At 69.7% G+C, this 25,697-nt stretch carries 23 protein-coding genes and 1 tRNA gene; 11 read left to right on the top strand and 13 right to left on the bottom strand.

All coding sequences use genetic code 11. The features are described from left to right. Window positions 1-301 precede the first annotated feature (301 nt). Window positions 302-1,666 carry an NAD(P)/FAD-dependent oxidoreductase gene (locus ACR68M_RS12640; protein WP_441250563.1) on the top strand — a complete coding sequence of 455 codons (1,365 nt, stop codon included), beginning with the start codon at window positions 302-304 and terminating at the stop codon, window positions 1,664-1,666. Window positions 1,667-1,887: 221 nt separating this feature from the next. Here the strand turns inward: ACR68M_RS12640 and ACR68M_RS12635 are convergent, their stop codons facing one another. Both ACR68M_RS12635 and ACR68M_RS12630 read right to left on the bottom strand, forming a co-directional pair. Then, on the bottom strand, window positions 1,888-4,461 hold the full coding sequence (locus ACR68M_RS12635; RefSeq protein ID WP_441250562.1) for an ABC transporter permease: 2,574 nt from the start codon (window positions 4,459-4,461) through the stop codon (window positions 1,888-1,890). A 52-nt stretch (window positions 4,462-4,513) separates the two neighbouring features. Next, window positions 4,514-5,287: an ABC transporter ATP-binding protein gene (locus ACR68M_RS12630; protein ID WP_441250561.1), complete on the bottom strand. Its 774-nt coding sequence runs from the start codon at window positions 5,285-5,287 to the stop codon at window positions 4,514-4,516. Between the two features lie 361 nt (window positions 5,288-5,648). On the opposite strand from ACR68M_RS12630, the gene ACR68M_RS12625 reads away from it, so the two are divergent. The 3 genes from ACR68M_RS12625 (at window position 5,649) to ACR68M_RS12615 (ending at window position 7,097) form a co-directional block, all read left to right on the top strand. Then, a tRNA-Leu gene (locus ACR68M_RS12625) sits at window positions 5,649-5,733 on the top strand. A gap of 106 nt (window positions 5,734-5,839) precedes the next feature. Continuing rightward, window positions 5,840-6,700, top strand: coding sequence for a Bax inhibitor-1/YccA family protein (locus ACR68M_RS12620; protein ID WP_441250560.1), 861 nt, complete (start codon window positions 5,840-5,842; stop codon window positions 6,698-6,700). 88 nt (window positions 6,701-6,788) lie between these two features. Next, complete coding sequence (locus ACR68M_RS12615) at window positions 6,789-7,097, top strand: hypothetical protein (RefSeq protein WP_441250559.1); 309 nt, start codon at window positions 6,789-6,791, stop codon at window positions 7,095-7,097. A gap of 138 nt (window positions 7,098-7,235) precedes the next feature. Here the strand turns inward: ACR68M_RS12615 and ACR68M_RS12610 are convergent, their stop codons facing one another. The 3 genes from ACR68M_RS12610 to ACR68M_RS12600 form a co-directional block, all read right to left on the bottom strand. Further along, a complete protein-coding gene (locus tag ACR68M_RS12610; RefSeq protein WP_441250558.1) occupies window positions 7,236-8,228 on the bottom strand; it encodes a hypothetical protein in 993 nt (330 codons plus the stop codon). Window positions 8,229-8,688: 460 nt separating this feature from the next. Continuing rightward, the gene (locus tag ACR68M_RS12605) at window positions 8,689-9,909 is read right to left on the bottom strand and encodes an acetyl-CoA C-acetyltransferase (RefSeq protein WP_441250557.1); all 1,221 of its coding nucleotides are present in this window, start codon (window positions 9,907-9,909) and stop codon (window positions 8,689-8,691) included. A 111-nt stretch (window positions 9,910-10,020) separates the two neighbouring features. Further along, a complete protein-coding gene (locus tag ACR68M_RS12600) occupies window positions 10,021-11,070 on the bottom strand; it encodes an SGNH/GDSL hydrolase family protein (RefSeq protein WP_441250556.1) in 1,050 nt (349 codons plus the stop codon). Between the two features lie 171 nt (window positions 11,071-11,241). On the opposite strand from ACR68M_RS12600, the gene ACR68M_RS12595 reads away from it, so the two are divergent. The 5 genes from ACR68M_RS12595 (at window position 11,242) to ACR68M_RS12575 (ending at window position 17,479) form a co-directional block, all read left to right on the top strand. Next, window positions 11,242-12,633 carry a cystathionine beta-synthase gene (locus ACR68M_RS12595; protein ID WP_441250555.1) on the top strand — a complete coding sequence of 464 codons (1,392 nt, stop codon included), beginning with the start codon at window positions 11,242-11,244 and terminating at the stop codon, window positions 12,631-12,633. A gap of 526 nt (window positions 12,634-13,159) precedes the next feature. Further along, window positions 13,160-13,486: a hypothetical protein gene (locus ACR68M_RS12590; RefSeq protein WP_441250554.1), complete on the top strand. Its 327-nt coding sequence runs from the start codon at window positions 13,160-13,162 to the stop codon at window positions 13,484-13,486. A 194-nt stretch (window positions 13,487-13,680) separates the two neighbouring features. Then, entirely contained in the window at window positions 13,681-14,925 is a 1,245-nt protein-coding gene (locus tag ACR68M_RS12585; protein ID WP_441250553.1) for a L,D-transpeptidase, read from the top strand. An 83-nt stretch (window positions 14,926-15,008) separates the two neighbouring features. Further along, the gene (locus tag ACR68M_RS12580) at window positions 15,009-15,947 is read left to right on the top strand and encodes a helix-turn-helix domain-containing protein (RefSeq protein ID WP_441250552.1); all 939 of its coding nucleotides are present in this window, start codon (window positions 15,009-15,011) and stop codon (window positions 15,945-15,947) included. Window positions 15,948-16,162: 215 nt separating this feature from the next. Beyond that, window positions 16,163-17,479, top strand: coding sequence for a hypothetical protein (locus ACR68M_RS12575; RefSeq protein WP_441250551.1), 1,317 nt, complete (start codon window positions 16,163-16,165; stop codon window positions 17,477-17,479). Between the two features lie 86 nt (window positions 17,480-17,565). On the opposite strand, the gene ACR68M_RS12570 is transcribed toward ACR68M_RS12575, so the two are convergent. The 8 genes from ACR68M_RS12570 to ACR68M_RS12535 all read right to left on the bottom strand — a co-directional run bounded on the left by ACR68M_RS12570 (window position 17,566) and on the right by ACR68M_RS12535 (window position 23,625). Continuing rightward, window positions 17,566-19,293 (bottom strand): hypothetical protein, encoded by a 1,728-nt coding sequence (locus ACR68M_RS12570; RefSeq protein ID WP_441250550.1) that lies wholly within the window; start codon window positions 19,291-19,293, stop codon window positions 17,566-17,568. Between the two features lie 147 nt (window positions 19,294-19,440). Next, entirely contained in the window at window positions 19,441-19,797 is a 357-nt protein-coding gene (locus ACR68M_RS12565) for a hypothetical protein (RefSeq protein ID WP_441250549.1), read from the bottom strand. Window positions 19,798-20,590: 793 nt separating this feature from the next. Next, window positions 20,591-21,040 carry a HEAT repeat domain-containing protein gene (locus tag ACR68M_RS12560; RefSeq protein ID WP_441250548.1) on the bottom strand — a complete coding sequence of 150 codons (450 nt, stop codon included), beginning with the start codon at window positions 21,038-21,040 and terminating at the stop codon, window positions 20,591-20,593. A 938-nt stretch (window positions 21,041-21,978) separates the two neighbouring features. Then, entirely contained in the window at window positions 21,979-22,299 is a 321-nt protein-coding gene (locus ACR68M_RS12555; RefSeq protein ID WP_441250547.1) for a hypothetical protein, read from the bottom strand. Between the two features lie 87 nt (window positions 22,300-22,386). Beyond that, on the bottom strand, window positions 22,387-22,725 hold the full coding sequence (locus tag ACR68M_RS12550; RefSeq protein ID WP_441250546.1) for a hypothetical protein: 339 nt from the start codon (window positions 22,723-22,725) through the stop codon (window positions 22,387-22,389). Next, a complete protein-coding gene (locus ACR68M_RS12545; protein ID WP_441250545.1) occupies window positions 22,722-23,039 on the bottom strand; it encodes a hypothetical protein in 318 nt (105 codons plus the stop codon). Before ACR68M_RS12545 ends, ACR68M_RS12550 begins: the two co-directional genes overlap by 4 nt. Beyond that, window positions 23,036-23,182 (bottom strand): hypothetical protein, encoded by a 147-nt coding sequence (locus tag ACR68M_RS12540; protein ID WP_441250544.1) that lies wholly within the window; start codon window positions 23,180-23,182, stop codon window positions 23,036-23,038. Before ACR68M_RS12540 ends, ACR68M_RS12545 begins: the two co-directional genes overlap by 4 nt. Next, a complete protein-coding gene (locus tag ACR68M_RS12535; protein ID WP_441250543.1) occupies window positions 23,179-23,625 on the bottom strand; it encodes an ATP-binding protein in 447 nt (148 codons plus the stop codon). Before ACR68M_RS12535 ends, ACR68M_RS12540 begins: the two co-directional genes overlap by 4 nt. Before the next feature lie 150 nt (window positions 23,626-23,775). On the opposite strand from ACR68M_RS12535, the gene ACR68M_RS12530 reads away from it, so the two are divergent. Together ACR68M_RS12530 and ACR68M_RS12525 are read left to right on the top strand one after the other, a co-directional pair. Further along, on the top strand, window positions 23,776-24,993 hold the full coding sequence (locus tag ACR68M_RS12530) for a helix-turn-helix domain-containing protein (RefSeq protein WP_441250542.1): 1,218 nt from the start codon (window positions 23,776-23,778) through the stop codon (window positions 24,991-24,993). Between the two features lie 27 nt (window positions 24,994-25,020). After that, a complete protein-coding gene (locus tag ACR68M_RS12525) occupies window positions 25,021-25,494 on the top strand; it encodes an NUDIX domain-containing protein (protein ID WP_441250541.1) in 474 nt (157 codons plus the stop codon). The last annotated feature ends 203 nt before the right edge of the window (window positions 25,495-25,697 follow it).

Here is a 25,697-nt window from a genome sequence, read left to right as displayed (position 1 = left end):
CGGTAACCCGTCCGTCCGATATGCGGCACCGAAGGTGACTTTCCCGCTGGGGCCGCTGGATCGCAGGCTGAGGGCGGTCAAGGCCGGTGGATTCGAAAACCCCACGGGGAACCGGGACGGCAGAAGGATCGTTGCTGCTCAGCGAGGCCGTGCCACATCCGCCGCATCCGCCGCACGTCTGACGCACCCGGTGAGTCCCCCAGGTGGCGGTTGTGTGGGCGCGGAGTGTAGCAGAGGGTGTCCAGACTGCTGTGACGGGCCTCACGAAGAGTGCGCCGGACGGTGCTGGATACTTTCGGATATGAGCACCACGGAGCGTCCTCGCATCCTCATTGTCGGCGGTGGTTACGTCGGCCTGTATGCCGCGATGCGCATCCTCAAGAAGATGCGCTACGGGGAGGCGACCGTCACGGTCGTCGACCCGCGGTCGTACATGACGTACCTGCCCTTCCTCCCCGAGGCGGCCGGCGGCAACGTCGCGCCTCGCAACCTCGTCGCGCCGCTGCGCAGCGCCCTCAAGAACGCGGAGGTGCTCACCGGTCACGTGACCGGTGTGGACCACGCGCGCAAGGTCGCCACCATCGCGCCTGCGGCCGGCGGGTCCTACGAGCTGCCCTTCGACTACCTCGTCGTGGCGACCGGCTCGGTCTCCCGTACCTTCCCGATCCCCGGCCTCGCCGAGCACGGCATCGGCATGAAGACGGTTGAAGAGGCCATCAGCCTCCGCAACCACGTCATGGCGCAGCTGGACAAGGCCGAGTCCACGACGGACGTGGACGTCCGTCGCAAGGCCCTCACCTTCGTGGTCATCGGCGGCGGCTTCGCCGGCGTCGAGACCATCGCCGAGGTCGAGGACATGGCCCGGGACGCGGCGAAGATCTACAAGACCGTCAGCCGCGACGACATGCGCTTCATCCTGGTGGAGGCGGCCAACCGCATCCTCCCGGAGATGGGCCCGGACCTCGGTCTGTGGACCAAGGAGAAGCTCGAAGAGCGCAACATCGAGATCTACATCGAGACCTCGATGGACTCCTGCGTCGACCAGCACGTCGTGCTGAAGAACGGCGTCGAGGCCGATGCCTCGACGATCGTGTGGACGGCGGGCGTCAAGCCGAACCCGGTCCTGAACAACTTCGGCCTCCCGCTCGGCCCGCGTGGCCACGTGGACACCGCCGCGACGCTTCAGGTCCAGGGCTTCGACTACGTCTGGTCGGCCGGCGACAACGCCCAGGTGCCGGACCTCGCCGTCGGCGAGGGCGCCTGGTGCCCGCCGAACGCCCAGCACGCGGTGCGTCAGGCCGTCCAGCTGGCCGACAACGTGATCTCCGGCATGCGGGGCTTCCCGCAGGCGGAGTACAAGCACAAGAACCTCGGTGCGGTCGCCGGTCTGGGCCTGCACAAGGGCGTGGCGATCCTCTTCGGCAAGTACAAGCTGAAGGGCCGTCCGGCCTGGTGGTTCCACCGCCTGTACCACGGCAGCCGGGTGCCGACGATGAACCGCAAGGTCCGCGTCTTCACCGACTGGACGCTCGCGATGTTCCTCAAGCGCGAGACCGTCGGTCTGGCCCAGATGGAGAAGCCCTTCGAGGCCTTCCAGGAGGCCACGGCTCCGGCCCCCAAGCCGGTCCCCGCCGCAGAGCCCGCCAAGGAGCTCGCCAGCAAGTAGCAACGACGACCTGGCCCTGGCGTGGGAGCGCCGGGGTATGAGTCGGAGGCTCTCCGCCCGGCAGTGTCGCCGGACCACGACCTCCGTGGTGCTCAGCCGGTTGTGCGACCGGGCGGAGTACAAGAAGTAACAGCACTGGCAAACGAAGTAGGGCCCCGGCCTTCCCCCCTGACCCTCGGGGAGAAGGCCGGGGCCCTCTGTCGTACGTCGGCCGGCTGCGGTCAGTCGGTCTTGATGCTGGAGAGGATGTCCAGCTTCGAGGCCCGGCGGGCGGGCCAGAGCGCGGCGACCAGGCCGACCAGGCCGGCCAGGGCCAGGAAGAGCAGCATCGTGCCGTACGGGACGACGGTGGTCAGGCCGGTCAGGCTGTTCTTCAGGGTGCCGTTGACCGCCCAGGCGACGAAGCAGCCGAGCAGGACGCCGACCGTCGCGCCGAAGAGCGAGATCACCACCGACTCCAGACGGACCATCCGCTTGACGCCGCTGCGGTCCAGGCCGATCGCCCGCAGCATGCCGATCTCGCGCTTGCGCTCGAAGACGGACATCGCCAGCGTGTTGACCACACCGAGGATGGCGACCAGCACGGACATCGCCAGCAGGCCGTACATCATGTTCAGGGCGAAGGTGATCATCTTGCTGAACTCGTCCCGGATGTCCTGCTTGGTCTTGACCTCGATCACCGGGTTGCTGCCGGTGGCGTCCTTGATCGACTGCTGCAGCGTGGCCGTCGGGCCGTCGGCGCCCTTGACCAGGACCTCACGGAAGTCCACGTCCGGGTCGTGCTTGGTGATCTCGGTGTTGGACATCAGCACCGGGGCGAGCATCGCGTTGTCCTCGAAGACCCCGCCGACCGTCAGGGTGGTGGTGGCCCCGGGCCGGGGCGGGTTGCTGTACACGGCCGCCTTGACGGTGGAGCCGACCGTCAGGCCGGACTTCGTCGCGTAGTCGGCGGCGACCAGGATCTGACCCTTCGCCAGGGCGTCGGTCGAGCCGCTGGTCAGCTTCGGCTTCACCAGCTGGTCGACGGTGCCGGCGTCGATGCCGTTGACGGAGCGGCCGGTGCCGTCGAAGTCCCAGTAGACCTCGGTGAGCGGGCTGGCGGCGGCGACGCCGGGGGCCTTGGCGATCTGCTGGGCGACCTCCGGGGTCAGGCTCATCCCGTTGGCCGTCTTGACGTCGAAGTCGGCCTTCATGGCGCTGGTGACGGCCTTGTCGACGGCCCCGCCGACGGAGGCGCCGAGCACGGTCAGCGCACTGACCAGCGTCAGGCCGATGGTGAGGGCGGCGGCGGTGGCGGCCGTGCGGCGCGGGTTGCGCACCGCGTTCTGCCGGGCCAGCTTGCCCGGCGTACCGGCCAGCTTCGCCAGCAGCGGGCCGACCAGCGCGATCACCGGACGGGAGAGCAGCGGCAGCAGGACGAAGATGCCGATCAGCGCCAGCGCGGCACCGAGGCCGACCGGGAGCCGGCCGTCGCTGCTGCCCGTCGCCGCGCCCATGGCGACCAGCGCCAGGCCGCCACCGGCGATCACCGAGCCGATGATGTTGCGGATCAGCAGGCTCTTCTGGCTCGACGGCTGGTCACCGCTGCTCATCGCGGCCACCGGGGCGATCCGGGAGGCGCGCAGCGCCGGGACGACGGCGGAGAGCACCGTCACCAGGACGCCGACCAGGGGGGCGACGATCAGCGCGCTGGGCGAGACGACCAGCGCGCCGCTCGGCATGCCGGAGTTGAGCGAGACGACCAGCGACTGCATGCCCGCACCGATGCCGATGCCCGCGAGCACACCGGCGGCCGAGGCCAGCAGGCCGATCAGCAGGGCCTCGACCAGCACCGAGTTGGTGACCTGGCGGCGGCTGGCGCCGACGGCGCGCAGCAGGGCGAGCTCCTTCGTGCGCTGGGCGATCAGCATGGTGAAGGTGTTGGCGATGATGAAGATGCCGACGAAGAGCGAGATCCCGGCGAAGACCAGCAGCATCGTCTTCATGTTGCTGGTGCCGCTGGCGACCATCTTGGTCTGCTCGTCGGTGAGCTGCTGCCCGGTCTGGACGGTGAACTGGCTGCCGGTCGGCAGCTTCGGGAGGATCTCGTCCTGGAGGGCCGTCTCGGTGGTGCCGGGCTTGGCCTTCACCGTGATGCTGCTGTACTGACCGGGCGTCAGCATCAGCTTCTGGGCGCTGGCGGTGTCCAGCAGGGTGAGCGTGCCGCCCGAGCTGAGCTGCGGGTCGTCGCTGGTGAAGATGCCGGTCAGCACGGAGTCGGTGGCCGCGCCGGTCGCGGCGGTGCGGACGGTGTCGCCGACCTTGTAACCGCCCTTCGACGCGGTCTCCTTGTCGAGCGCGATCTCCCCGGCCTTCTGCGGCCCCCGGCCGTCCGTCATCGGGTAGCGGGAGTCCTTGCCGGAGGCGTCGGGGACGAAGTTGCCGCCACGGGCCGTCCAGGCCTCGCCGATCAGCTTGCCCTTGCGGTCCGCGACCCCGGTGAAGCCGGAGACGATGCCGTGGGCCTGCTCGGTGCCGGGCAGGGCCGCTATCTGGCGCACCGTCGCGTCGGTGAGCTGCGCGGTGCCGCGTGCGCTCTTCTCCTGGGCGGTGGCCCGGCCGCCGGCGGAGAAGTCGTTGATCTGGACGGAGACGTCGGAGAAGCTCTTGGAGTAGCTGTTCTTCATGGCCTGGCCGAGCGTGTCGGAGAAGACCATGGTGCCCGCCACGAAGGCGGTGCCGAGCATGATGGCGAGCGCCGTCATGAGCAGGCGGCCCTTGTGGGCCAGCACGTTGCGCAGTGCGGTGCGGAGCATGGATACGTCCTGGAGGAGTCGGATCGGGCGGTGGGCGCTGACCGGTGTGGGGTCAGCTCGTCCGACCCTTGGCGTCGAAGCGGCGCATCCGGTCCAGGACGCTGTCGGCCGTCGGGCCGTGCAGCTCGTCCACGATCCGGCCGTCGGCGAGGAAGACCACGCGGTCCGCGTACGAGGCGGCGACCGGGTCGTGGGTGACCATCACGACGGTCTGCCCGAGCTCGCGGACGGAGTTGCGGAGGAAGGAGAGGATCTCCGCGCCGGAGCGGGAGTCCAGGTTGCCGGTCGGCTCGTCGGCGAAGACGATGTCCGGCCTGCTGGCCAGCGCGCGGGCGCAGGCGACGCGCTGCTGCTGGCCGCCGGAGAGCTGGCTCGGCCGGTGCGAGAGGCGGCCGGAGAGGCCGACGGTCTCGACCACGCGGTCCAGCCACTGCTGGTCGACCTTGCGGCCGGCGATGTCCATCGGGAGCGTGATGTTCTCCAGTGCCGTCAGGGTCGGCAGCAGGTTGAACGCCTGGAAGACGAAGCCGATGTGGTCCCGGCGCAGCTGGGTGAGCTGCTTGTCCTTCAGCCCGACCAGCTCGGTGTCACCGATCATCGAGGAGCCGGAGGAGACGGTGTCCAGGCCCGCCATGCAGTGCATCAGGGTGGACTTGCCGGAGCCGGACGGGCCCATGATCGCGGTGTACTCCCCCTGCGGGAAGACCACGCTGACGTTGTCCAGGGCGACGACGCGCGTCTCGCCCTCGCCGTAGACCTTGTTGAGGCCGTTGGCGCGGGCGGCCGCCTGGCCGGTGCGGACGGCGGTTGCGGTCGTCGTGCTCACGGGTGACTCCTGTCGATCGGGCCGGGTGCTGGGCGGCCGGAGCACATGACACCGGCCGCCCCACCATCGTCTGGCACGGAATCAGCCGTTCCGTAGCTCCGGGGGACGGTTGGGCCCACCGCCGCGGGGTGTAGCGAGGGCGGTTTCCTCTCCTCCTGCGGTATGACACCGACCCTGAGGGAGCGGGGGCTGTCTTGTTCTGTTCCCGAGGTGGCCGAATCGCAGACAGTTCGTCAGATGGCAAGGAAACATGACAACTTCCCAAGCAGTGAACATGCGAAAGGGGCAGTCGGGCGACTACTCTCAGGGGTGGCCCGCAGGGGTCGTTTCCCTCCGGCCACGGCCGGGAGTTGTCCAGCACGCCCGGGTGGTGGAACGCAGACACGGGCAGCTTAAAACTGCTTGGCCGCGAGGCCGTGCCGGTTCGAGTCCGGCCCCGGGCACCAACTCCAACCGCAGGTGACTCATCCTTGCGGCGTAGACTCCTTCCTTTGCCAAGGCATTACCCTTGGAAAATGTGGGTGGTGCCGTGCCGCCCCGGAGGGAATGAGCATGAGGAGCAGCAACCCGGTCTTCTCGCGGGACGGGTCCTTCACCCGCGACACCGGATACGCCGGATTCGACACCTCCCAGCGGCAGCCCGTCGGCCCGCCGTACGCCAACAACCCCTACGCGCAGACGCCGCAGGGCGGCGGCCTGACGGACCAGCAACTCGCCGAGATGTACGAGGCGCCGTCCGCCGGCCCGCTCCGGACCGGCCGGATGACGATGGACGACGTGGTCGCCCGCACGGCGCTCACGCTGCTCACGCTGGTCGCCGGCGGGGCCGTCGCCTGGTTCGCGGTGCCGGTCGCCAACTACGGCATCGCGACGGTCGCGGCGCTGGCCGCGTTCGTGGTCGGCATGGTGATCAGCTTCAAGCGGAGCGTCAGCCCGCCGCTGATCCTCACCTACGCGGCGCTGGAGGGCTTCTTCCTCGGCGCGATCACCAACGTCTTCAACACCATCTGGCCGGGCATCGCGATCCAGGCCGTCCTGGGCACCGCGGCGGTCTTCGCGGGCATGCTGATCGCCTACAAGAGCGGGCGCATCCGGGTCACCCCGCGGTACACCCGGATCGGCCTGAGCATCGCGATGGGCTTCCTGCTGCTGATGCTTGTCAACATGGTCGCCTCGATGTTCGGCGCGAGCATGGGCCTCAACTCCGGGCCGCTCGGCATCCTGGTCGGCGTGCTCGGCATCGGCATCGGCGCCTTCTTCCTCTCGCTGGACTTCGCCGAGATCGAGGCCGGCATCCGCGGCGGCGCCCCGCAGCGGGAGGCCTGGCGCGCGGCCTTCGGGCTGACGCTCTCGCTGGTCTGGATCTACCTGGAGATGCTGCGCCTGATCGCCATCCTCCGCGGCGACGACTAACCCTCAGGGCCGGTGCACGACGTTCGACCAGGTGGCACCCCACTGCGCTCAGCGCGGCGGGGTGCCACTGGCCGTTAGGGTCGCGGGTATGGATACGTTGGTGGAGGCCGTCGAGAAGCTGGCCGACCGGTTCCGGTCGATGCCGCAGAGCCGGCTGCTGGGGGCGGTGCCCGGGTACGGGTCGCGGGCGGCGGCGGGGTTGGCGCTGGCGCGGGAGCTGGCGGCTGCGGCGCTGGCCGTGGCGGGGGAGCAGCCCCGGGAGTTCCCGGAGGTCGGGGCCTTCGCGGTGGGGGACCAGCTGGCGGTGGCCGGGCACGAGTTGGCGGCGGTCGCGGACGGAGCCGCCGTGGCCGCCGCACTCGCCGCGATCCGCGAGGTCGAGCGGCTGACGGCCTGAGCGCCTGAGGGCCTGACGCATGACGTATGACGTATGACACACGGCGAAGGCCGGTCGAGTCCGTAACCCCGAGGACTCGACCGGCCTTCGCCGTGTGCTGCGCGGCCGTGCGCTGCGCTGTGCCTGTTGCTGTTGCTGTCAGATGCTGGCGACGACGCGGTCGGCCAGCACGTAGACGGCCTCCTCGTCGGTGGAGAAGGTGAGCGAGTAGGAGCCGGAGAAGCGGGAGCCGCCGAGCAGGCGGACGTCCTCACCGGCCCGGACGGCGTCGATCAGGCGGTAGGCGGCCTCGCGGTCGCCGGGGGCCACGCAGAGGGTGGTGCCGTCGGCGAAGCCGTACACGTCGAGGGTGCCGAGCGGGCCGGGGCGGACGTCGGTGAGGGCGATCCGCTCGTCGGCGAGGGTGGCGAGGCGGGTGTCCGTCCACTCGCGGGAGGGCGTCTGGCTCGGCACGAAGTCGGGGTGCGAGGGGTGCCGGCGCGGGTCGGGGGCGGCGGCGGGCTCGGCGTCGGTGTCGAGCAGCCCGGCCTCCAGGCCGGTGGCGAGCAGATCGGCCTCGCGGCGGGCCTTGGCCTCGCCGGCGCTCTCGCCGGTGGCGCTGACCCCGCCCCCGCCGCCGCCCGCCGGGTGGCTCGGGCGGAGGCCGCCGCCACCGGTGCCGGTGGCGCCGCCCTCGTCGTTGATCAGGTCCTCGAGCGCGGAGCGCAGCGCCTCGCCGAACTCCGGGTCCATCGTCCCGGCGTTGTCGACGGCGTCCTGCGGCCCGGTCGGGCGGGGGAAGAAGAGCGGCCACTCCTCGGCGGCCGTCAGCCCGGTGCTGGTGAAGGGTGCGGGGCCGGTGTACGGCGTGGTCCCGGCGAAGGGGGTGTCGAAGAGCGGGGAGTCCTCCGCCGCCCGTGCCTCCTGCTCGGCCCAGAAGGCGCGCGCCTCGGCGATTTCGCGCTCGCGGTCGGCGGCGAGCGCGTCGACGACCGCCCGGCGTATGACGTCTTCGTCAACCACGGCCTGGGCGGCGGCGGTTGAGCCTGTGCGGTGCTCGTCCAGGCGGCGGGAGAGCCCGCGCACGTGGAGCAGGACGGCGGTGCACACGGCGATCAGGATCAGCAGCAGGGCGGTGTAGACGACGCTCACGGAACGTACTCCTAGCGAGGAGTGGAACGGGGTTACGTCTCCACAGTGCCGCATGGACGGCAGTTACTGCAGTGGCAGATGTCCGATTTGTCCGTGACTTTCGTCCTTGTCCCCAAATTGTTAAGTAGTGCCGTTCTACGCAGCGCAGTTGACCGACTTCGGGGCGTCGACAAAAGGGCGTTTTCGGCACCGAAAGAGGGCCGCATCGCACCGGCGGTGTGATGCGGCCCTCAATTACGTACGGTCACCCCGAACGGGTCAGCTGAGGCGCTCGGCCGTCCTGGCCGCTTGGTGAGCTGCTCCTTCGCTGCGGGCGGGTGCCGCCTCGTTCCTCGGCGACCCCCACCCTTCGCTGCGTCTCAGCTCAGTCGCTCGGCTGCCCTGGCCGCTTGGTGAGCTGCTCCTTCGCTGCGGGCGGGTGCCGCCTCGTTCCTCGGCGACCCCCACCCTTCGCTGCGTCTCAGCTCAGTCGCTCGATGACCATCGCCATGCCCTGGCCGCCGCCGACGCACATGGTCTCCAGACCGAACTGCTTGTCGTGCCACTGGAGGGAGTTGATCAGCGTGGTGGTGAGCCGGGCGCCGGTCATGCCGAAGGGGTGGCCGACGGCGATCGCGCCGCCGTTGACGTTCAGGCGGTCCAGGTCGATGCCCAGGGCCTGGTAGGACGGGATGACCTGGGCGGCGAAGGCCTCGTTGATCTCGACCAGGTCGATGTCGCCGATGGTCAGCCCGGCGCGCTTGAGCGCCTGCTTGCTGGCCTCGACCGGGCCGTAGCCCATGATCTCGGGGGAGAGGCCGCTGACGCCGGTCGAGACGACGCGGGCGAGCGGGGTGATGCCCAGCTCGCGGGCCTTGGTGTCGGACATGATGACCAGCGCGGCGGCGCCGTCGTTGAGCGGGCAGCAGTTACCCGCGGTAACGGTGCCGTCCGGGCGGAACACCGGCTTGAGGCCCGAGACGGCCTCCAGCGTCACCCCGGCGCGCGGGCCGTCGTCGGCCGAGACCACGGTGCCGTCGGGGGTGGTGACCGGGGTGATCTCGCGGGCCCAGAAGCCGGACTTCACGGCCGCCTCGGCGAGGTTCTGCGAGCGCACGCCGAACTCGTCCTGCTCGGCGCGCGAGATGCCCTTGAGCGCCGCCAGGTTCTCCGCGGTCTGGCCCATCGCGATGTACGCGTCCGGGGCGAGCCCGTCCTCGCGCGGGTCGTGCCACTCGCCGCCGCCCTTGGCCGCGCGGTCGGCGGTGCGGGCGACCGCGTCCGCGAACAGCGGGTTCTGGGTGTTCGGCATGCCGTCCGAGGTGCCGTTGATCGAACGCGAGACCGTCTCGACACCGGCCGAGATGAAGACGTCGCCCTCGCCGGCCTTGATCGCGTGCAGCGCCATCCGGGTGGTCTGCAGCGAGGAGGAGCAGTAGCGGGTGATGGTCGCGCCGGGCAGGTAGTCCATGCCCATCTGCACCGCGATGATCCGGGCCAGGTTGTGGCCCTGCTCGCCGCCGGGCAGGCCGCAGCCGAGCATCAGGTCGTCGATGTCGCGCGGGTCGAGCTGTGGCACCTTGGCGAGCGCGGTGGCGATCATCTGGGCCGTGAGGTCGTCCGGGCGGACGTCCTTCAGCGAGCCCTTGAAGGCCCGGCCGATCGGCGAACGGGCGGCGCTGACGATGACGGCTTCGGGCATTTCGGGCTCCTCGCTGAGTGACCGGACGGCCGGTATGGCTAGTGAGCATTCACTTAGCAGTATGCCTCGGCCAAGTAGGACGCTCGGGAGGAAAGTTACCGCTAAGTAAGGTCAGGAGTCACCCGGCCCCGGGTGTGAGTTCGCCGACGCGGCCTCCGGCTGCCCCGGCAGGCCGAGCCGCAGCCGGTGCCGCAGCTGCGCCCAACGCCACACGCCGGACTCCTGGCCGACCGCCGCGACCTCGGTGCCCGACTGCCCGGCGGCGGCCGCCGCCGCCACCGCGACCGGGAGCACCACGTCGGCGGGCCGCTCCTCGTCCTCCGGGCGGGCGTCCTGCGGCCAGAGGTCCAGCGCCGCGCAGAGCGAGGGCAGCATGGCCATCGCCGCTGTCGCGTACCCCTGGGTGGAGGGGTGGTAGCGGTCGGCCGCGAACATCTCCGGCCGGGCCGCGAACTCCGGCCCGAGCAGCGAGCCCAGCGAGACCGTACGGCCGCCGTTCCCCACCACTGCGATGGTCTGCGCGGCCGCCAGCTGGCGGCTCAGCCGGCGGGCCACCCAGCGCAGCGGCGGCCGGACGGGCTTGATCGTGCCCAGATCCGGGCAGGTGCCGACGACCACCTCGCACCCCGCCAGCCGCAGCTCCCGGACGGCCTCGCCGAGCTGGCGCACGGACTGCGCGGCCGGGGCGTGCCGGGTGACGTCGTTGGCGCCGATCATGATCACGGCCAGCGCCGGGCGGTGCGGCAGCGCCAGCGCGGTCTGCTGTGCGAGGTCGCAGGAGCGCGCCCCCGACTTCGCCACGTTGACCAGCCGCACCCGCTGCTCGGCGACGGCGGCCAGCCCGGCCGCCAGCAGCGCCCCCGGCGTCTCCTGCCCGCGCGTCACGCCCAGCCCGGCCGCCGTGGAGTCGCCCAGGAAGGCGAGCACCAGCGGCGTCGTGCCCGCCCCGGCGGCCGGGTCGGCGAAGGCCTCCCCGTAGACGCCGTCGGCCTTCGGCGGGTCTCCGTCCAGCAGCCCCACCGCCCGGACGGCCAGCTTGCTCTCGGTGAGCAGCACCCCCACCAGGCCGACCCCCAGCAGGCCGATCCCGCCGCCCCCGTACGCGGCCGCCGTGGCGATCCGCCGGGCCACCCGGGCCCGCGACTCCTGTGCTCCAGTCACCTGGACCCCCTCTGTCATCGCCCCTCGTGAGGGCCTCTTCTCAGCTAGGTACCCCCGGACGTGACGCGTTACCGGTGCACATCCGCCATCCGTGGGGCCGAAGTGTCCCCAGGGAATAGGCTTTGGACACCCTTAAGTGCATTTGCAACGCCACAGACCGGGAGGATCCCCGTGCGGTACAGCAATTCGATCATCGAGCTGGTCGGCAACACGCCTTTGGTGAAGCTGAACAAGGTCACCGAAGGCATCAGTGCGACCGTCCTGGCGAAGGTCGAGTACTTCAACCCCGGCGGGTCGGTGAAGGACCGCATCGCGATGCGCATGATCGAGGCGGCCGAGGCCTCCGGCGCCCTGAAGCCCGGCGGCACCATCGTCGAGCCGACCTCCGGCAACACCGGTGTCGGTCTGGCGATCGTGGCCCAGCAGAAGGGCTACAAGTGCATCTTCGTCTGTCCGGACAAGGTGTCGACCGACAAGATCAACACGCTGCGCGCGTACGGCGCCGAGGTCGTGGTCTGCCCGACCGCCGTCGCGCCGGAGCACCCGGAGTCGTACTACAACGTCTCGGACCGCCTCGTCCGGGAGACCCCGAACGCCTGGAAGCCGGACCAGTACTCCAACCCGGACAACCCGGCCTCGCACTACCACTCCACCGGCCCGGAGCTGTGGGAGCAGACGGACGGGAAGATCACCCACTTCGTCGCGGGCGTCGGCACCGGCGGCACCATCTCCGGCACCGGCCGGTACCTGAAGGACGCCTCGGGCGGCAAGGTGCAGGTCGTCGGCGCCGACCCGGAAGGCTCGGTCTACTCGGGCGGCACCGGGCGTCCGTACCTGGTCGAGGGTGTCGGTGAGGACTTCTGGCCGACCGCCTACGACCGCGAGGTGGCCGACGAGATCGTCGCGGTCTCCGACAAGGACTCCTTCCAGATGACCCGCCGCCTCGCCAAGGAGGAGGGCCTGCTGGTCGGCGGCTCCTGCGGGATGGCCGTCGTCGCCGCGCTGGAGGTCGCCAAGCGGCTCGGCCCGGACGACGTCGTCGTGGTGCTGCTGCCGGACGGCGGCCGCGGCTACCTCTCGAAGATCTTCAACGACGACTGGATGGCCGACTACGGCTTCCTGCCGTCCAGCACCGACGAGGCGCACATCGGCGAGGTGCTGGCCCGCAAGGACGCCATCGAGCACGAGGGCATCCCGCAGTTCGTCCACATGCACCCCAGCGAGACCGTCGCCGAGGCCGTCCAGGTGCTCCGCGACTTCGGCGTCTCGCAGATGCCGATCGTCTCCCCCGGCGCCGGGCACCCGGACATCATGGCGGGCGAGGTGATCGGCTCGGTGGTCGAGCGCGAGATCCTGGAGGGCCTCTTCGCCAAGTCCATCGCGCTGACCGACAAGCTGGAGGCGGTCATGTCCAAGCCGCTGCCGGTTGTCGGCTCGGGCGAGACGGTGACCAGCCTGATGACCGTGCTGGAGAAGGCCGACGCGGCCGTCGTCCTGGTCGAGGGCAAGCCCCAGGGCATCGTCACCCGCCAGGACCTGCTGGCCTTCCTCGCCCGCCACTGAGGCCCGGCCCCTGAGGCCGTCCGCCTGAGCTCGCGTCAGTTCTGTTACGGGAAGCGACTCGTACCGGCACGAAGTGGTACACCGGCGTCATGTCCACGCATCATCCGGTTAACAACGGTCGGGCATCGTTGTGAGCACGGCAAGACGCCGAGCATGGTGACGGTGCAGGGCGGGAGCGGCTCCCTTCCCTCACGGTCGCCGCGGGCACCCGGCCGGCCCTGACCCGGCCGCCGGTGCCCGCCCTCCCGGCCCGTCAGGGGCGGGAGGGGCCCCTCGTAGGGGCTGCCGTCGTCCCGCCCCTGCGGCCGGCTCCGGCCGGCGTGCAGGGTGCGGCGGCTCCTGCGGCACCAGCGCGCCGTCAGGCGCGTCTCCGTGGCTCCCGGGTGGGGGAGCCCTGCGGAGACGGTAGGGCTGCCTTCGGGTGCCTCCTTCGGGAGGTGGCCGGAGGCAGCCCGCACCGCTCCGTCCCGCCCCTGCGGCCTGCGCGGTTCGGCAATGGCACCCCTGCTCGCCTACGCTCGCACACATGACCAGCACTGACCTGCCCGAGCAGGACGTTCCCCGCTACGTACGCCTCACCATCGAGCTCATCGCCGAGATCACCGACGAGCAGGCCCTCAAGGCCGCCGCCCTCGCCCAGGTCCAGGAGGACGAGTACCTGGACGACGAGGAGCGCGCCCAGTCCGTCGATGCCATCGAGGTGGACCCGTCCGGCTCGCTCGCCCACTTCATCGACCCGGTCGCGATGCTCGCCGACGTCCCCGGCATCGAGCTCGCCTCGGCCACCTGGGAGTCCGCCCAGACCGAGTTCGAGGCCTCCGAAGAGGGCTGGGACGAGTACACCGTCGAGTAAGGCCCTCCAGCCTCCACGCTCTGCCGCAGCCGCCCGCTCCGAGACCTCTCGGGGTGGGCGGTTTGTCCATTTATGGCACTGTCTCCAGTACTCTCGTACGATCTCAACCGGTTGATGATGGAACCGCTTCGTCCTGGACTGCGTTGTTTGTCCGTAGTACGTAGTACCGCAGGTGGAGAGCAGGGAGACACGAAGTGACGGCATCCGAGAACCAGCACCGCCCGACCGGTGGCAACTGGAGCCGCCGTGGCGTGCTCACCGGGCTGCTGGGGGCGCCCGTGCTGCTCGTGGCGGCCTGCAGCGGCTCCTCCTCCACCGACAAGGGCGGCAGTGGCGGCGGTGGGGGCGGGGGCACCCCGAAGACGTCCACCGCCAGGATCACCGTCTCCCCGGCGGACGGCGTGACGGACGCCTCGTTCACCGAGCCGGTCAAGGTCACCGTCGCCGACGGCAAGCTCGGCACCGTCAAGGTCGCCGACTCGACCGGCAAGGCGATAGCCGGGCAGCTCGCGCCCGACGGCACGAGCTGGGCCTCCACCGACACCCTCACCAGCGGCACCAAGTACACCGTCTCCGCCGTCGCCACCGACGGCTCCAAGCTGGAGGCGGACGCCAACACCAGCTTCGCCACCGCCTCGCCCGCCAACACCTTCGTCGGGTACTTCACCCCGGAGGACGGCTCGACCGTCGGCGTCGGGATGCCGGTCTCGATCAACTTCAACAAGCCCGTCACCGACAAGAAGGCCGTCGAGCAGGCGATCACCGTCGTGGCCGCGCCCGGCGTCGAGATCGTCGGCCACTGGTTCTCCAGCACCCGGCTCGACTTCCGGCCCGAGAAGTACTGGGCGAAGGGCACCAAGGTCACCCTCAAGCTCCGGCTGAAGGACGTCGAGGGGGCGACGGGCGTCTACGGCACCCAGTCCAAGGACGTGAACTTCACCATCGGCCGCAGTCAGACCAGCGTTGCCGACCTCGCCACCGACACCCTCACCGTCACCACCGACGGCCAGGTCACCGCGACGTACCCGGTGATCGGCGGCGCCCCCGACCACAAGACCTGGGCGGGCAAGCTGGTCATCGCGGAGCAGTACACCCAGACCAAGATGGACTCGCAGACCGTCGGCCTCGGCGACGAGTACAACATCCCCGACGTGCCGCACGCTCAGCGCCTGACCACCTCCGGCACCTTCATCCACGGCAACTACTGGTCGCCCGCCTCCGCCTTCGGCAGCGCCAACACCAGCCACGGCTGCATAGCCCTGCGAGACGTCAAGGGCGCCGGTGACCCGGGCACCAACGCGGCCAAGTTCTACGCCAGTTCGATGACCGGCGACGTCGTCGAGGTGGTCAACTCCGGCGACAGGACGGTCTCCCCGTCGAACGGCCTGAACGGCTGGAACATGACCTGGGCGGAGTGGAAGGCCGGCAGCGCGGCGTAGGGCCGGTCGGTCCGAGGCCCTGCCGGTCGGGTGGGATGCCTAGGCTTGAGTCTCCAGCGACGGGAGGCTGCAAGGTGGCGGACATGGACGACGACACCCTCCGCACCATCGGCGAACTGGCCCGGCTGACCGGCCTCTCGGTCAAGACGATCCGGTTCTGGTCCGATGCCGGGGTGGTGCCGCCGACCGACCGCACACCCGCCGGCTACCGGCTCTACGACCGCGACGCCCTGGCCCGCCTCGACCTCGTCCGTACGCTGCGCGACCTCGGCGTGGATCTCGCCACCATCCAGCGGGTGCTGGAACGCGAGATCACCGTTGCCGAGGTCGCCGCGGTGCACGCCGAGGCGCTCGACGTGCAGATCCGCACGCTGAGGCTGCGCCGGGCCGTCTTGCGAGCGGTGGCCAGACGCGGGTCGACACCCGAGGAGCTGGAACTCATGCACAAGCTCGCCAGGCTCTCCGACCAGGAGCGCCGCAGTCTGATCAACGACTTCATCGACGAAGCCTTCGAAGGGCTCGACGTGGGGCCCGACTTCGTCGCCAAGATGCGGGCCGCCATGCCAGAGCTGCCCGAGGACCCGACCCCCGAGCAGGCCGACGCCTGGGTCGAGCTGGCCGAGCTCGTGCAGGACGGGGACTTCCGGGCCGGCATCCGCCGGGCCGCTGCCTACCAGGCGCGGGAGTACGCCGAGGGTGTACAGCTCGACCCCGGGGCCAGCCAGGAGATGGCTGAGCTGGTCCGGGAGCGGGCGGAGGCGGCGCTGGCCGCCGGTGTACTGCCCGGTAGTGCCGCTGCGGTGCCGGTGGTCGGCCAACTCGCGGGTGCTTTCGCCGAGTTCTTCCAGCGCACGGACGACCCCGAGTTCCGCGCCTGGCTGCTGGACCGGCTGGAGCACGGCAATGACCCGCGCTACGAGCGCTACTGGCAGCTGATCGGCGTCATCAACGGCTGGCCCGCTGCCCCCAGCCTCGGCCCGGCCTTCGCCTGGCTCGTCGCGGGGCTGCACACCGCCGCCTGAGCGGATGGTTTCTGTACGAGATTCGTAGGTTCTGACCCACTGGCACGGGTTGTCGGCCCTCTGGGCTAATTTGGGGGCCGACTCCCTGCCGGAGGGAGGCCGAAAAACCAGGCGCTTTTGTGTGCGATCTGTGTTTGCCTGTGTGGGTCCGTCACACCGGCAGTGCTGCAAGTTCGGCCGAGGCCGAGCGCCCTCTTCAGGAGACAACAACCCTCATGTCCATACGTCGTACTGCCCGTGTCGCCCTTGCCGCCACCGTCTGCACCGGTGTCCTCGCCGTGGGCCTGACCGCCTGCGGGACGGTCAAGGAGCTGACGGCCGCCCAGAAGGTGTCCGACGCCTTCGGCAAGCTCCAGGAGGGCAAGACCTTCAAGGCCGAGCTGTCGCTGGACGTGACGGCCGACCAACTGCTCGCCTTCGACAAGGCGGCCGGCGACAAGTCGGACAAGAAGCTGGACCAGAAGACGGCCGCCGCCGTCGCCGGGCTGAGCCTCGCGGTGTCGGTCAGCTCCGACAAGCCGCTCAAGGAGCTCGACGCGCTGAAGAGCCAGGGCGCCACCGGCTCCGACCCGCTGGCCGCGGTGAAGGGCTTCAACCTGGAGTACGTCCTCGCGGGCAAGGACGGCAAGACCTACGCGGACATCCGCACCATCGACGCGAAGCCGTACCTGAAGGTCGACGTCGACGGCATCGCCGCGCTGGCGGGCCAGGACCCGGCCGAGATCCACGCCTTCGCCGACGAGGCCCCGGCCGAGCTCAAGATCGTCAAGGACGCGCTCGGCGGCAAGTGGGTCTCCCTCGACCCGAAGCTGCTCACCGACCTGGCGAAGGCCAACCCCGGTGCCGCCGCCGGTGCCAAGCCCTCGGCGGTGCCCTCGATCGACCCGAAGACCGCCCAGTCGATCGCCGACGCGGTCAAGAGCGTGTTCTCCCGCAACGTCACCTTCGAGGACAAGGGCAGCAAGGACGGCCTCGACCACATCGTGGCGAGCGCCCCCGCCCGCGCGCTGGCCGACGGCCTGCTCGGCGCCGTCAAGCCGCTCGCCAAGGACGTGCCCGGCCTCAAGGACCTGCCCAGCGCGGCCCCGACGGACGTCCCCGACCGCAAGATCGGCATCGACCTCTACCTCAAGGACGGCGCGCTCTCCTCGGTCGCCTTCGACCTCGCCCAGATCGACGACAAGCTGCCCAAGGACGCCCACCTGCCGGTGAAGCTCGCCTTCGGCAAGGACGTCGCCCCGATCCAGGCGCCCACCGGCGCCACCGAGTTCGGCATGTCGGACATCACCGGCCTGATGGGCATGTTCACCAAGAACATCGCGGGCGGACTGGGCGGCGGGGCCTCCCTCCCCGGCCTCCCCGGCGCTAAGCCGGGCACCAAGCCGGGCGCCGGCACCGCTGCTCCGCTGACCGACGCCCAGCTCAAGGAGCTGGCGCAGAACGGCGTCACCGAGGCGCAGCTCAAGCTGCTCAACCAGAGCGGCCTCGGCTACGACCAGATCAAGAGCCTGATGACCGGCGCCGAGGGCTGACCCTCGACGCACGCAGCGGGCCCCGCCGGTTCTCCGGCGGGGCCCGCTGTTTCGTGCTGCTGCTTCGTGCCGTGTTTCTTCTCGGGTCAGTTGGCGGTGAAGTACCCCGAGAGGTCGGCGACCAGGTCGACATTCCCGGCGAAGTTGAAGAAGTTGACGCCGCCGTCGGCCCCCGAGACGGCGGCGTTCGGGATGGTCTGGCCCTTGGTGAAGTTGAGGTTGGAGGCGGTCGGCTTGCTGTCCTTGCCGCCGAAGACGGTGACGTAGCCGCCGGTGGTGGCCTGGGTGGCGGTCACGTTGAGGGCGACGCTGGTGGCGCCGATCGGCGGCACGCCGTTCTTCCAGCTGTTCACCGCGACGGTGGTCGTGCGGCCGGCCCAGAGGGTCGAGCTGCCGAAGCCGGCGCGGGTGTCCATCACCCGGGTCGGGCCGGTCGGCACGAAGACCGAGCCGGTGGCCGAGTAGTACCCGGCGACGTCGGCGACCAGGTCGGTGGTGCCGAGGAAGTTGTAGAGGTTGACCTTGCCGTCGACGACCGGGACGGTGACCAGGTTCGGGATGGTCTGGCCCTTGGTGAAGTTGAGGTTGGAGGCGGTCGGGCGGTCCTGGCCGTGCGGGTAGACGGTGACGTACCCGCCGGTGCTGGGGTTGGTGGCCGTGACGTTGAGGACGACGGCCGTGACGCCCGTCGCCGGGACACCGCCCGCGCCCGCGACCTGGAGGGTGACAGTGCCCTGCTGGCCGGCCGGGGCCTTGGCCGCGCCGGTGCCGTTGCGGGTGTCGAGCAGCCGGTTCGGGCCCTTCGGGGTGAAGCGCGAGCCGGAGCCGTCGGAGGTGTAGTAGCCGCTGATGTCGGCGACCAGGTCGGTGGTGCCGAGGAAGTTGTAGAGGTTGACCTTGCCGTCGATCACCGGGACGGTGACCAGGTTCGGGATGGTCTGACCGGCGGTGAAGTTGAGGTTGGAAGCGGTCGGGCGGGCCTGGCCGTGCGGGTAGACGGTGACGTACCCGCCCTTGGTCGCGTTGGTGGCCGTGACGTTCAGGACGACGGCGGTGACGCCCTTGTCCGGGATGCCGTTGGCGCCCGCGATCTGGAGCGCGATGCTGCTGTCCTGGCCGACCGGGGCCTTCGTCGCACCGATGCCGGAGCGGGTGTCGAGCGCGCGGACGGGCGTGACCGGCTTGAACGTACCGGCGGTGCCGATCGGGACGTCACGGCCGTCGGCGACGTAGTTGAGCGAGACGGTCGAGGCGACCGTGCCGCCCTGGCCGTCAGCGACCGTCAGCTGCGCCTCCAGCAGCGCAGACCTGAGCGTCGACGAGCCGGTGGTCAGGAAGTTGAGCTGGCCGAACGCGACGGTCTGCCCGCCGACGCTGACCGGCATGATGTCGAAGGCCGGGATGTCCAGCGTGAGCGAGCCGTCCGGGTTGACGATCCACTGGCGGGCCGCCAGCACGCCACCGGTGGTCGGCAGGTCCAGGTTGGTCTGGATCTGGAGCATCCGGGACAGCTGGGTCGCGGAGTAGCCGCTCATGGCGATCGTCTTCGCGGACAGCGTGAAGGCGGCCTTGATCCCCTTCAGGCCCTCCGCCGGCACCCCGGTGATCTTCACGCGGCAGAACGGCGCCGCGTCCTGCCCGGCCTGCACGGCCACCGGGTTCCCCACCCAGGAGGGCGAGTTCGCCCCCGAGTCGCACGTCGGCGTCAGCTGCAACGGCGAGACGGGCGCGGCGGCAAAGGCCTGGAAAGGCAGCAGGCCGGACGCGAGCACGACCCCGGCGGCGAGCAGGCCGGTACGACGGAACTTCTGCATGACGGTGTTCTCCCCCTGCCGCGTAGGACGCGGCGATTCATCGAACGTGGGCGCGATCGTACCGGTCCGAACTCACCGCGCACGCACCGCCCTGCCCGCATGAACACCCGCTGTACACAGGGTTGTTGACGGACGAACGGCCCACCGTCAGAGGTTGATCCGCTCCGGCGGAGGCCAGCTCGTGGCGCGGGTGTCGAGGAAGGTGTAGATCTCCAGCAGAGAGAGGTACCCGTCCTCCAGGAAGAGCATGACGCCACCCGCCACCGAGCCGTTCTCGGCGGTGTACGACGCGTCCGCCGCCGGGAACTGCGCCACCACGGCAGGACCCGCCGCCGAGCGGTCCACCACGAGGTCGACCGTCGCGCAGCCACAGCTGCAGCGGCGGCCGAGCGTCGTGTACGGCAGCTGCCCGAGCAGTTCCTCCCGCCCCGGCGCACCGGGCGGCAGCAGGGCGTGCAGCGTCGCGACGACGTCAGCGGGCAGCGCCGCCCGATCCTGGGACATGCGGTACCTCCGGTGCGCCCCGAAAACGCCAGCGTACCGACCGTGGTCCATCGCCTGACCGTCGCAGGACGGGACGGAGTCGGACACACAGCTGTGGATTTCGGTGTAGCGGACCGTGGCCTGACGGGACCGCCTCGAGGTGCTGAGGGCGACGCCGATCGGGTAGGTGGCGTCCGTGCCGCCGAGCCTGCGTTTCCTGGGTCAGCGCGCGATACCAGGGATGAAGGCCACGACCCCGGACAAGAAGCTTCCTACTCCTGCCAGGGTGACGACGGTTGCCTTGCCGTCCGAGAACAGCCCCGAGCAGAACTGTCGGAGCTGACGGCGGAGGATGAGCATCTTCAGCTTCTGCCACCGGTGCTGTCGGATGTGACATCCCAGGAGAAGCCCTGCCGCGTTGTTGCGGCAGCCGTCGGGGTGGCCTCGTACCGGGGCGCCGCAAGTCACCGGGGCCTGAAAGAAGCACCAGGCCGCCGTGGCGGCAGAGAGAATGATCACGACTGCCGGGCCGGCAGCAGAGTTGATCCATGCGGCTATCAACAGAGCGCCAGCCAGAAGCCCCCACCACTGCCTCAGTCCGCCGAGCCTTCTCGTTCTTGCCGGGCTACTCATGGAGTGGATTGTTTCGTTCTGCGAACAGCACTATGCCGTTGTCAAGTGACAATGGCCGGATCAGCGCCCAGGCTGGCTCGTAGCGTTCGGCTACGCACAGAGCGACTCCTCCCGAGCCGAAACGCGGCTTGAAGGAGCCCCCGGGATCAACGGGCCGTTCTCGGGGTTGCAGGAGCAATAGTCAAGAGTTGTGGGTGAGGCCCTTCGACTCGACGGCGGTGATCTCGGCGACTGCGAGCTGGGCCTCCTCGCGCACCTCGGAGTCGGGGTGACGGAGGAAGGGTTCGATCAGCGGCCGGGCCTTCGGGTCGTGCGTGACCCCGAAGATGTAGAGCGCATGAACGACGAGTTGGCGTTCCATCGTCGGCGTGGCTGCCGCCAGCGGTTCGACGAGCCTCAGCGGCAGGCGGTAGTGGTCGAACGCCTCGCTGATCGAGTTCAGAGCGGACTCGCGCACCTTGGTCACCGGTTCGTTGACGGCCACGCTGACCAGACGTCCGACGACCAGAGAAGCGGAGTCCGCGTCGAGCGCGGCGCCGCGCAGGCGGTCCCCGAGGATGTCGGCGGCAACGTCCCGACGGTTCGGATCGCAGTTGCTCAGCGCTTCAAGAACCTCGAACATGTCGTTCATGCCGCCACCTCGGACCGCTCGACCAGGACCTGTATCTCGAAGATGACAACGGGCTTGAAGACGGTTCAGTCAGCCTGATCCTGGAGCGAGACGACGAGGTGCAAGACCCGCAACATGCCACCCGAGCAGTACCTCGGTCGCTGCAGCCGCAGTGATGTGCCCAGCAACCGTGCCAGTCGCTGCTGACCGTCATCAACTGGCCTCCCCTGGTTGACAAAGGACGGGAGACCGCAGCGACCGAGCAGCCGGTGGTTCGCACTGAGGAGCGCGCCCGTGCCGCAGCTCTGCCAGATCGGATGGTACGTGACGGGCAATCAGGGATATCAACAGGACAGAGTCGGGCGAAGGCCCGCGAGCGGCAAGGCCGAGGTCAGAGCAGGTGCCGCTCGCCAAGCCTTGTAAAGCAGGGATCTGCGCGGTCGGCGCTGGCTGGCGTCACTCTTGGCCATCGACAGAGCCTGGCCGTCGGTTGGGTCCCGAGCTTGATCTCGGGCCGCCCCCGGACAGAGCCAGGGATGCAACTGCACTACAGAGCTGGATGCCTCGGATGCCGACCGCGCCCAGCGACCCTAGCGGTCGGCCCTGACATGAGGGTTTCCCTTGGCCGGCCGGGGGCGCACAAAAGGCCCGCTGTCAGCTGCTCTCAGGTCGCCGGTGGGGTGAGTGTCTGACTGTGCTGCAACGACGCCGCACGTCAGTGGACGGTGACGGATGCTCGGGGCTGTCTATGCAGGTCAGCGATATACCTAATTGGTGCCCTGGGGCGGTCGGCACCGGGTTCGAACCCACCGGACCACCCTCACCCGCCAAGGAAATGGGTGGTCCGGCAAGTCTTCAGTTGTCCCCCGCCCCTGCCGGTCACCAGATCGGTTGGGGCGGCCGCGCGCCAGGGGAGTGACGCAGTCCGGCCCGCTATCGGGCACAACAGCCAGAGCAAGTCATCGGCCGGAAGCGGACCCGGGTTCGGCGAGATGTACGTGTACCGAGTGGGTGCGCCCCGACATGGTGAACGTCGGGTCCAACCGGCCGGAGCGCTCCAGGAACTCGGAGACCCTCTCGACCGCGTCCGGTCCGCCGAGCAGCACCTTGTATGCCTCGAACTGCTCCGAGCCGAGCGGCAGTACCCGCAGCGACTGCCACAACGCCCCGACCGCCGCCGCCAGGTCCGGGAAAGTCGCCGGGCCCGTGACCCCCTCGATCTCGACCGTCACCGGCCCGGTCACGCCGACCGTGCCGCTCGTGCTCTTTCCCGCTCTCATCGACGTGCCTTTCCCGGGGGCGCCCCCAGGGCGCGACGAATGGACGCCTGCACCGAGACAGTGCGGTGCGGGCGGTGGTGAAGGTCTTCAGCAGGTCCCGCGCAGCGCCGGGCACCGGGCCGCTTCGGGCTCTGCGAGGCGTATCCGCACCCGGTGCCTGTGCCCGTTCATCCCGAAGGGGAGTTCGCACGAGCCGTCGGGCTCCAGGAACCCGGCCACGATCTCCACCCGGTCCGGCCGCGTCAGCAGCAGCTCGTAGGCGTTCGCCTCCACCGAGCGCAGCGGTAGCACCCGCAGCGCCTCCCACAGCGCCGTCAGCGCGTCGGAGAGGTGGTCAAAGGTCACCGGGTCGAGCACGCCCTCGACCTCGACCGTGATGCGCCCGGCCGCGATGGCGTTGGGGCAGATGTGCTGGCGGGTCGTCACCGGCGGTCCTTTCGCAGGGGCGGCCCGGGGGGACGCGGTTGGACGCCGGCGCGGCGGAGGGCAGCGCGAATCGTGTTGATGCTGATCCTGAAGCGCTCCGCGAGAGCCCGGATCGGCACCCGTTCGCCGACGTAGAGCTGGACGATTTCCTCCTCCGCCACCGGCAACGATGGTGGGGGTGCCGCGCCGTGGCGCTCCAGCAGTGCGGCGATCGACCCCTGGGGGATGCCGTGCTTCCTGCTGATCTCGGCCCACGTCAGCCCCGCCCGGTAGTCGGCGATCACCCCCGGTGCCACCGCGTCCCACTTGCTCATGCCGACACCTCACCCGTACGACGGTGAACAGCAACCGCCTTGCGGTTGACGACGACGAACCGTGCCTGCGCCGTCCGCAGCCCCACCTCGCAGTAGTGGCACTGCGACACGGCCACCTCGGACGGCTGCCCGGCCCACGTCATGACTCGCTCCCAACAGGCCCCACCACGGCCCACACGAACTTCCCGATCCCACCGGCACGCGGGCAGCAACCCCACGACGACGAAACCGCCTCGACCAGCCGCAGTCCACGCCCCGACACCGCGTCACCGTCCACCGGCCGTAGTACCGGCTGCTCGGTAGCCGCATCGTGCACCTCGACCCGCAGCAACCCACCCACAAACTCGAACCGCACCGCGATCAACCGCCCACGCGGCGAACCCGCATGCTCCACCGCATTCGCCACCAACTCCGATACCACCAACTCACCACCACCAATCAACCGTTCACTACCATCGCGACCGGACAGGAACGACCGCAACAGCTCTCGAGCCTCCCCCGCCGACTTCCGATGGCGCGACAGCCAGCAGAAGAGCGCTCCCGATGTCGTATCGACGGGGGACGTCGTCGAATCGAAGCCGATCATCCTCACGCTCCCTCAGCGCCGACACACGAAGTCGCCCGCCACCTGTGCTTGATGGCAAGTCAGAACGTTAGAAGGATGGGAAGAGGGGACCCCGGAAAAATCTTCTGGGGTCGTGAATCCGGGCAGCGCCAAGGTGGGGGCATGCGTGGGATGACAGAGACTCTGAGCGTCGGCGAGCGCGTGGCCTGGTACCGCCGCCGACGGGGCATGCCGCAAGAGGTGCTCGCCGGCCTTGTGGGGCGGACCTCCGACTGGCTGAGCAAGGTGGAGAACGGCCGCATCGAGTTGGACCGGCTCTCCGTGATCAAGGCGCTGGCCGACGCCCTCGACATCCACCTTGGTGACCTGCTGGCTGAGCCCTCACTCTTGGAATGGACAGCCGATACCCAAGGCAGCACGGTGCCGAAACTGCGCGAAGCGCTCATGGACTACCGGCAGCTGTCCCCGCTGCTTGCGCCCGAATCGGCTGACGTGCCGCCGGACCTCGTCGTCGTCCGGGCAGAGGTCGGGTCCGCGTGGTCGGCCTATCAGGACGGCAAGTACGCGCGCGCCACCTGTCTGATCCCCAAGACCCTCACCGAGGCCCAGCGAGCCGCTCGCGCCTACGACGGTGACGAGCAGCTCCAGGCCAAGGCGTTGCTCGCCATGGCCTACCAGGGCGCAGCGATGGTGCTGACGAAGATCGGTGAACCCGATCTGGCGTGGATGGCTGCCGATCGAGGCTTGGCTGCCGCTCAGGAGTCAGGCGATCTGGTGGTGATCGGTTCGCTCTTCAGGTCGGTATCGCACTGTCTGTTGGCCAACGGGCGTCCTGCGGCAGCCAGGGATCTTGTTGCTGACTCAACCGCCTACTTGGAGAGCGGGATTGCGAGAGCTTCACCGTCCTACCTCTCGATCTACGGAACTCTGTTCCTCGTCGGCTCCATGGCTGCCGCGCGGCTTGATGACCGTGAGACCGTCCGCGGCTTCCTCGCGGAAGCCGAACGGGTCGCTCATCGCCTCGGTCACGATGCCAATCACATGTGGACGGCGTTCGGGCCCACCAACGTGGCTATCCACCGGGTCTCAACCGCCATGGAACTCGGGGATGTTCAGATCGCTGTCGATCTCGGTCCTCGCATAGACCCCTCAGCGCTCCCCGTCGAACGGCGGGTGCGCCACACCCTCGAACTTGCCCGCGCATACAACGCGCAGAACCGTATGGGCGAGGCGCTCGCCCTTGTGCTGGACGCAGAGGAACTGGCGCCCGAGCAGGTGCGGTACCACCCGATCCCACGGGATCTGGTGACCACGTGGGTACGCCAGCAGCGTGGAAGGCCAGACCACTTGCTCGCAGGTATTGCCCAACGCCTGCACGTCGTGGGATGACCGTCCCGGGCGACTACAGTCATCCGCATGAGCGACTCCACAGTCAGTGAGGCCGTGGCGCAGCCTCGTACCGCCGCAGGCGTGCTGTTCTTCGACGAAGGCGGCCGGGTGCTTCTGGTCAAGCCAACTTATAAGCGGGGCTGGGAGATCCCCGGCGGCTACCTGCACCCCGGCGAGACCCCGAGCCAAGGCGCCGCCCGCGAGGTCGAGGAGGAACTTGGCATCGCGCCGCCGATCGGCCGGCTTCTCGTCGCCGACTGGGCACCTCACCCGGTTGAGGGGGACAAGCTCCTCTTCGTCTTCGACGGCGGGAGGCTGGCCCCGGAGCAGTTTGAGGCCATCACTCTCGACGGTGTCGAGATCGGCGAGTACGCCTTCCATGAGCTCGACCAGGTGGACACCCTCCTCATCCCCCGGCTCGCCCATCGAGTGCGAGCGGCATTCGATGCTCGTGCGGACTCAGCGACTGCGTATCTGGAGTACGGCACGCCGCTCTCCTGACCACCAAGTAATTTGAGCCCTCGCCAGACGCCGCAGAGGGCTCAAAGCGGTCCAATGCCAGCAGTCAGCAATGGGTTGACCTGAGCCCTCCGGGGGGCAGCTGTCCGTCTTGGCGACGCTGAGCGGGCGGGCGTTGCCCCACTCCGAAGGGGCGCCCAGCTTGACGCCCGTACCTTCGAGAGTCCTGTGCCAGGTGAGCGGTT

Origin of the sequence: Kitasatospora sp. McL0602 (genome assembly GCF_052076145.1) — a bacterium.
Taxonomy (GTDB): domain Bacteria; phylum Actinomycetota; class Actinomycetes; order Streptomycetales; family Streptomycetaceae; genus Kitasatospora.
This window is presented reverse-complemented; position numbering and strand designations above follow the sequence as displayed.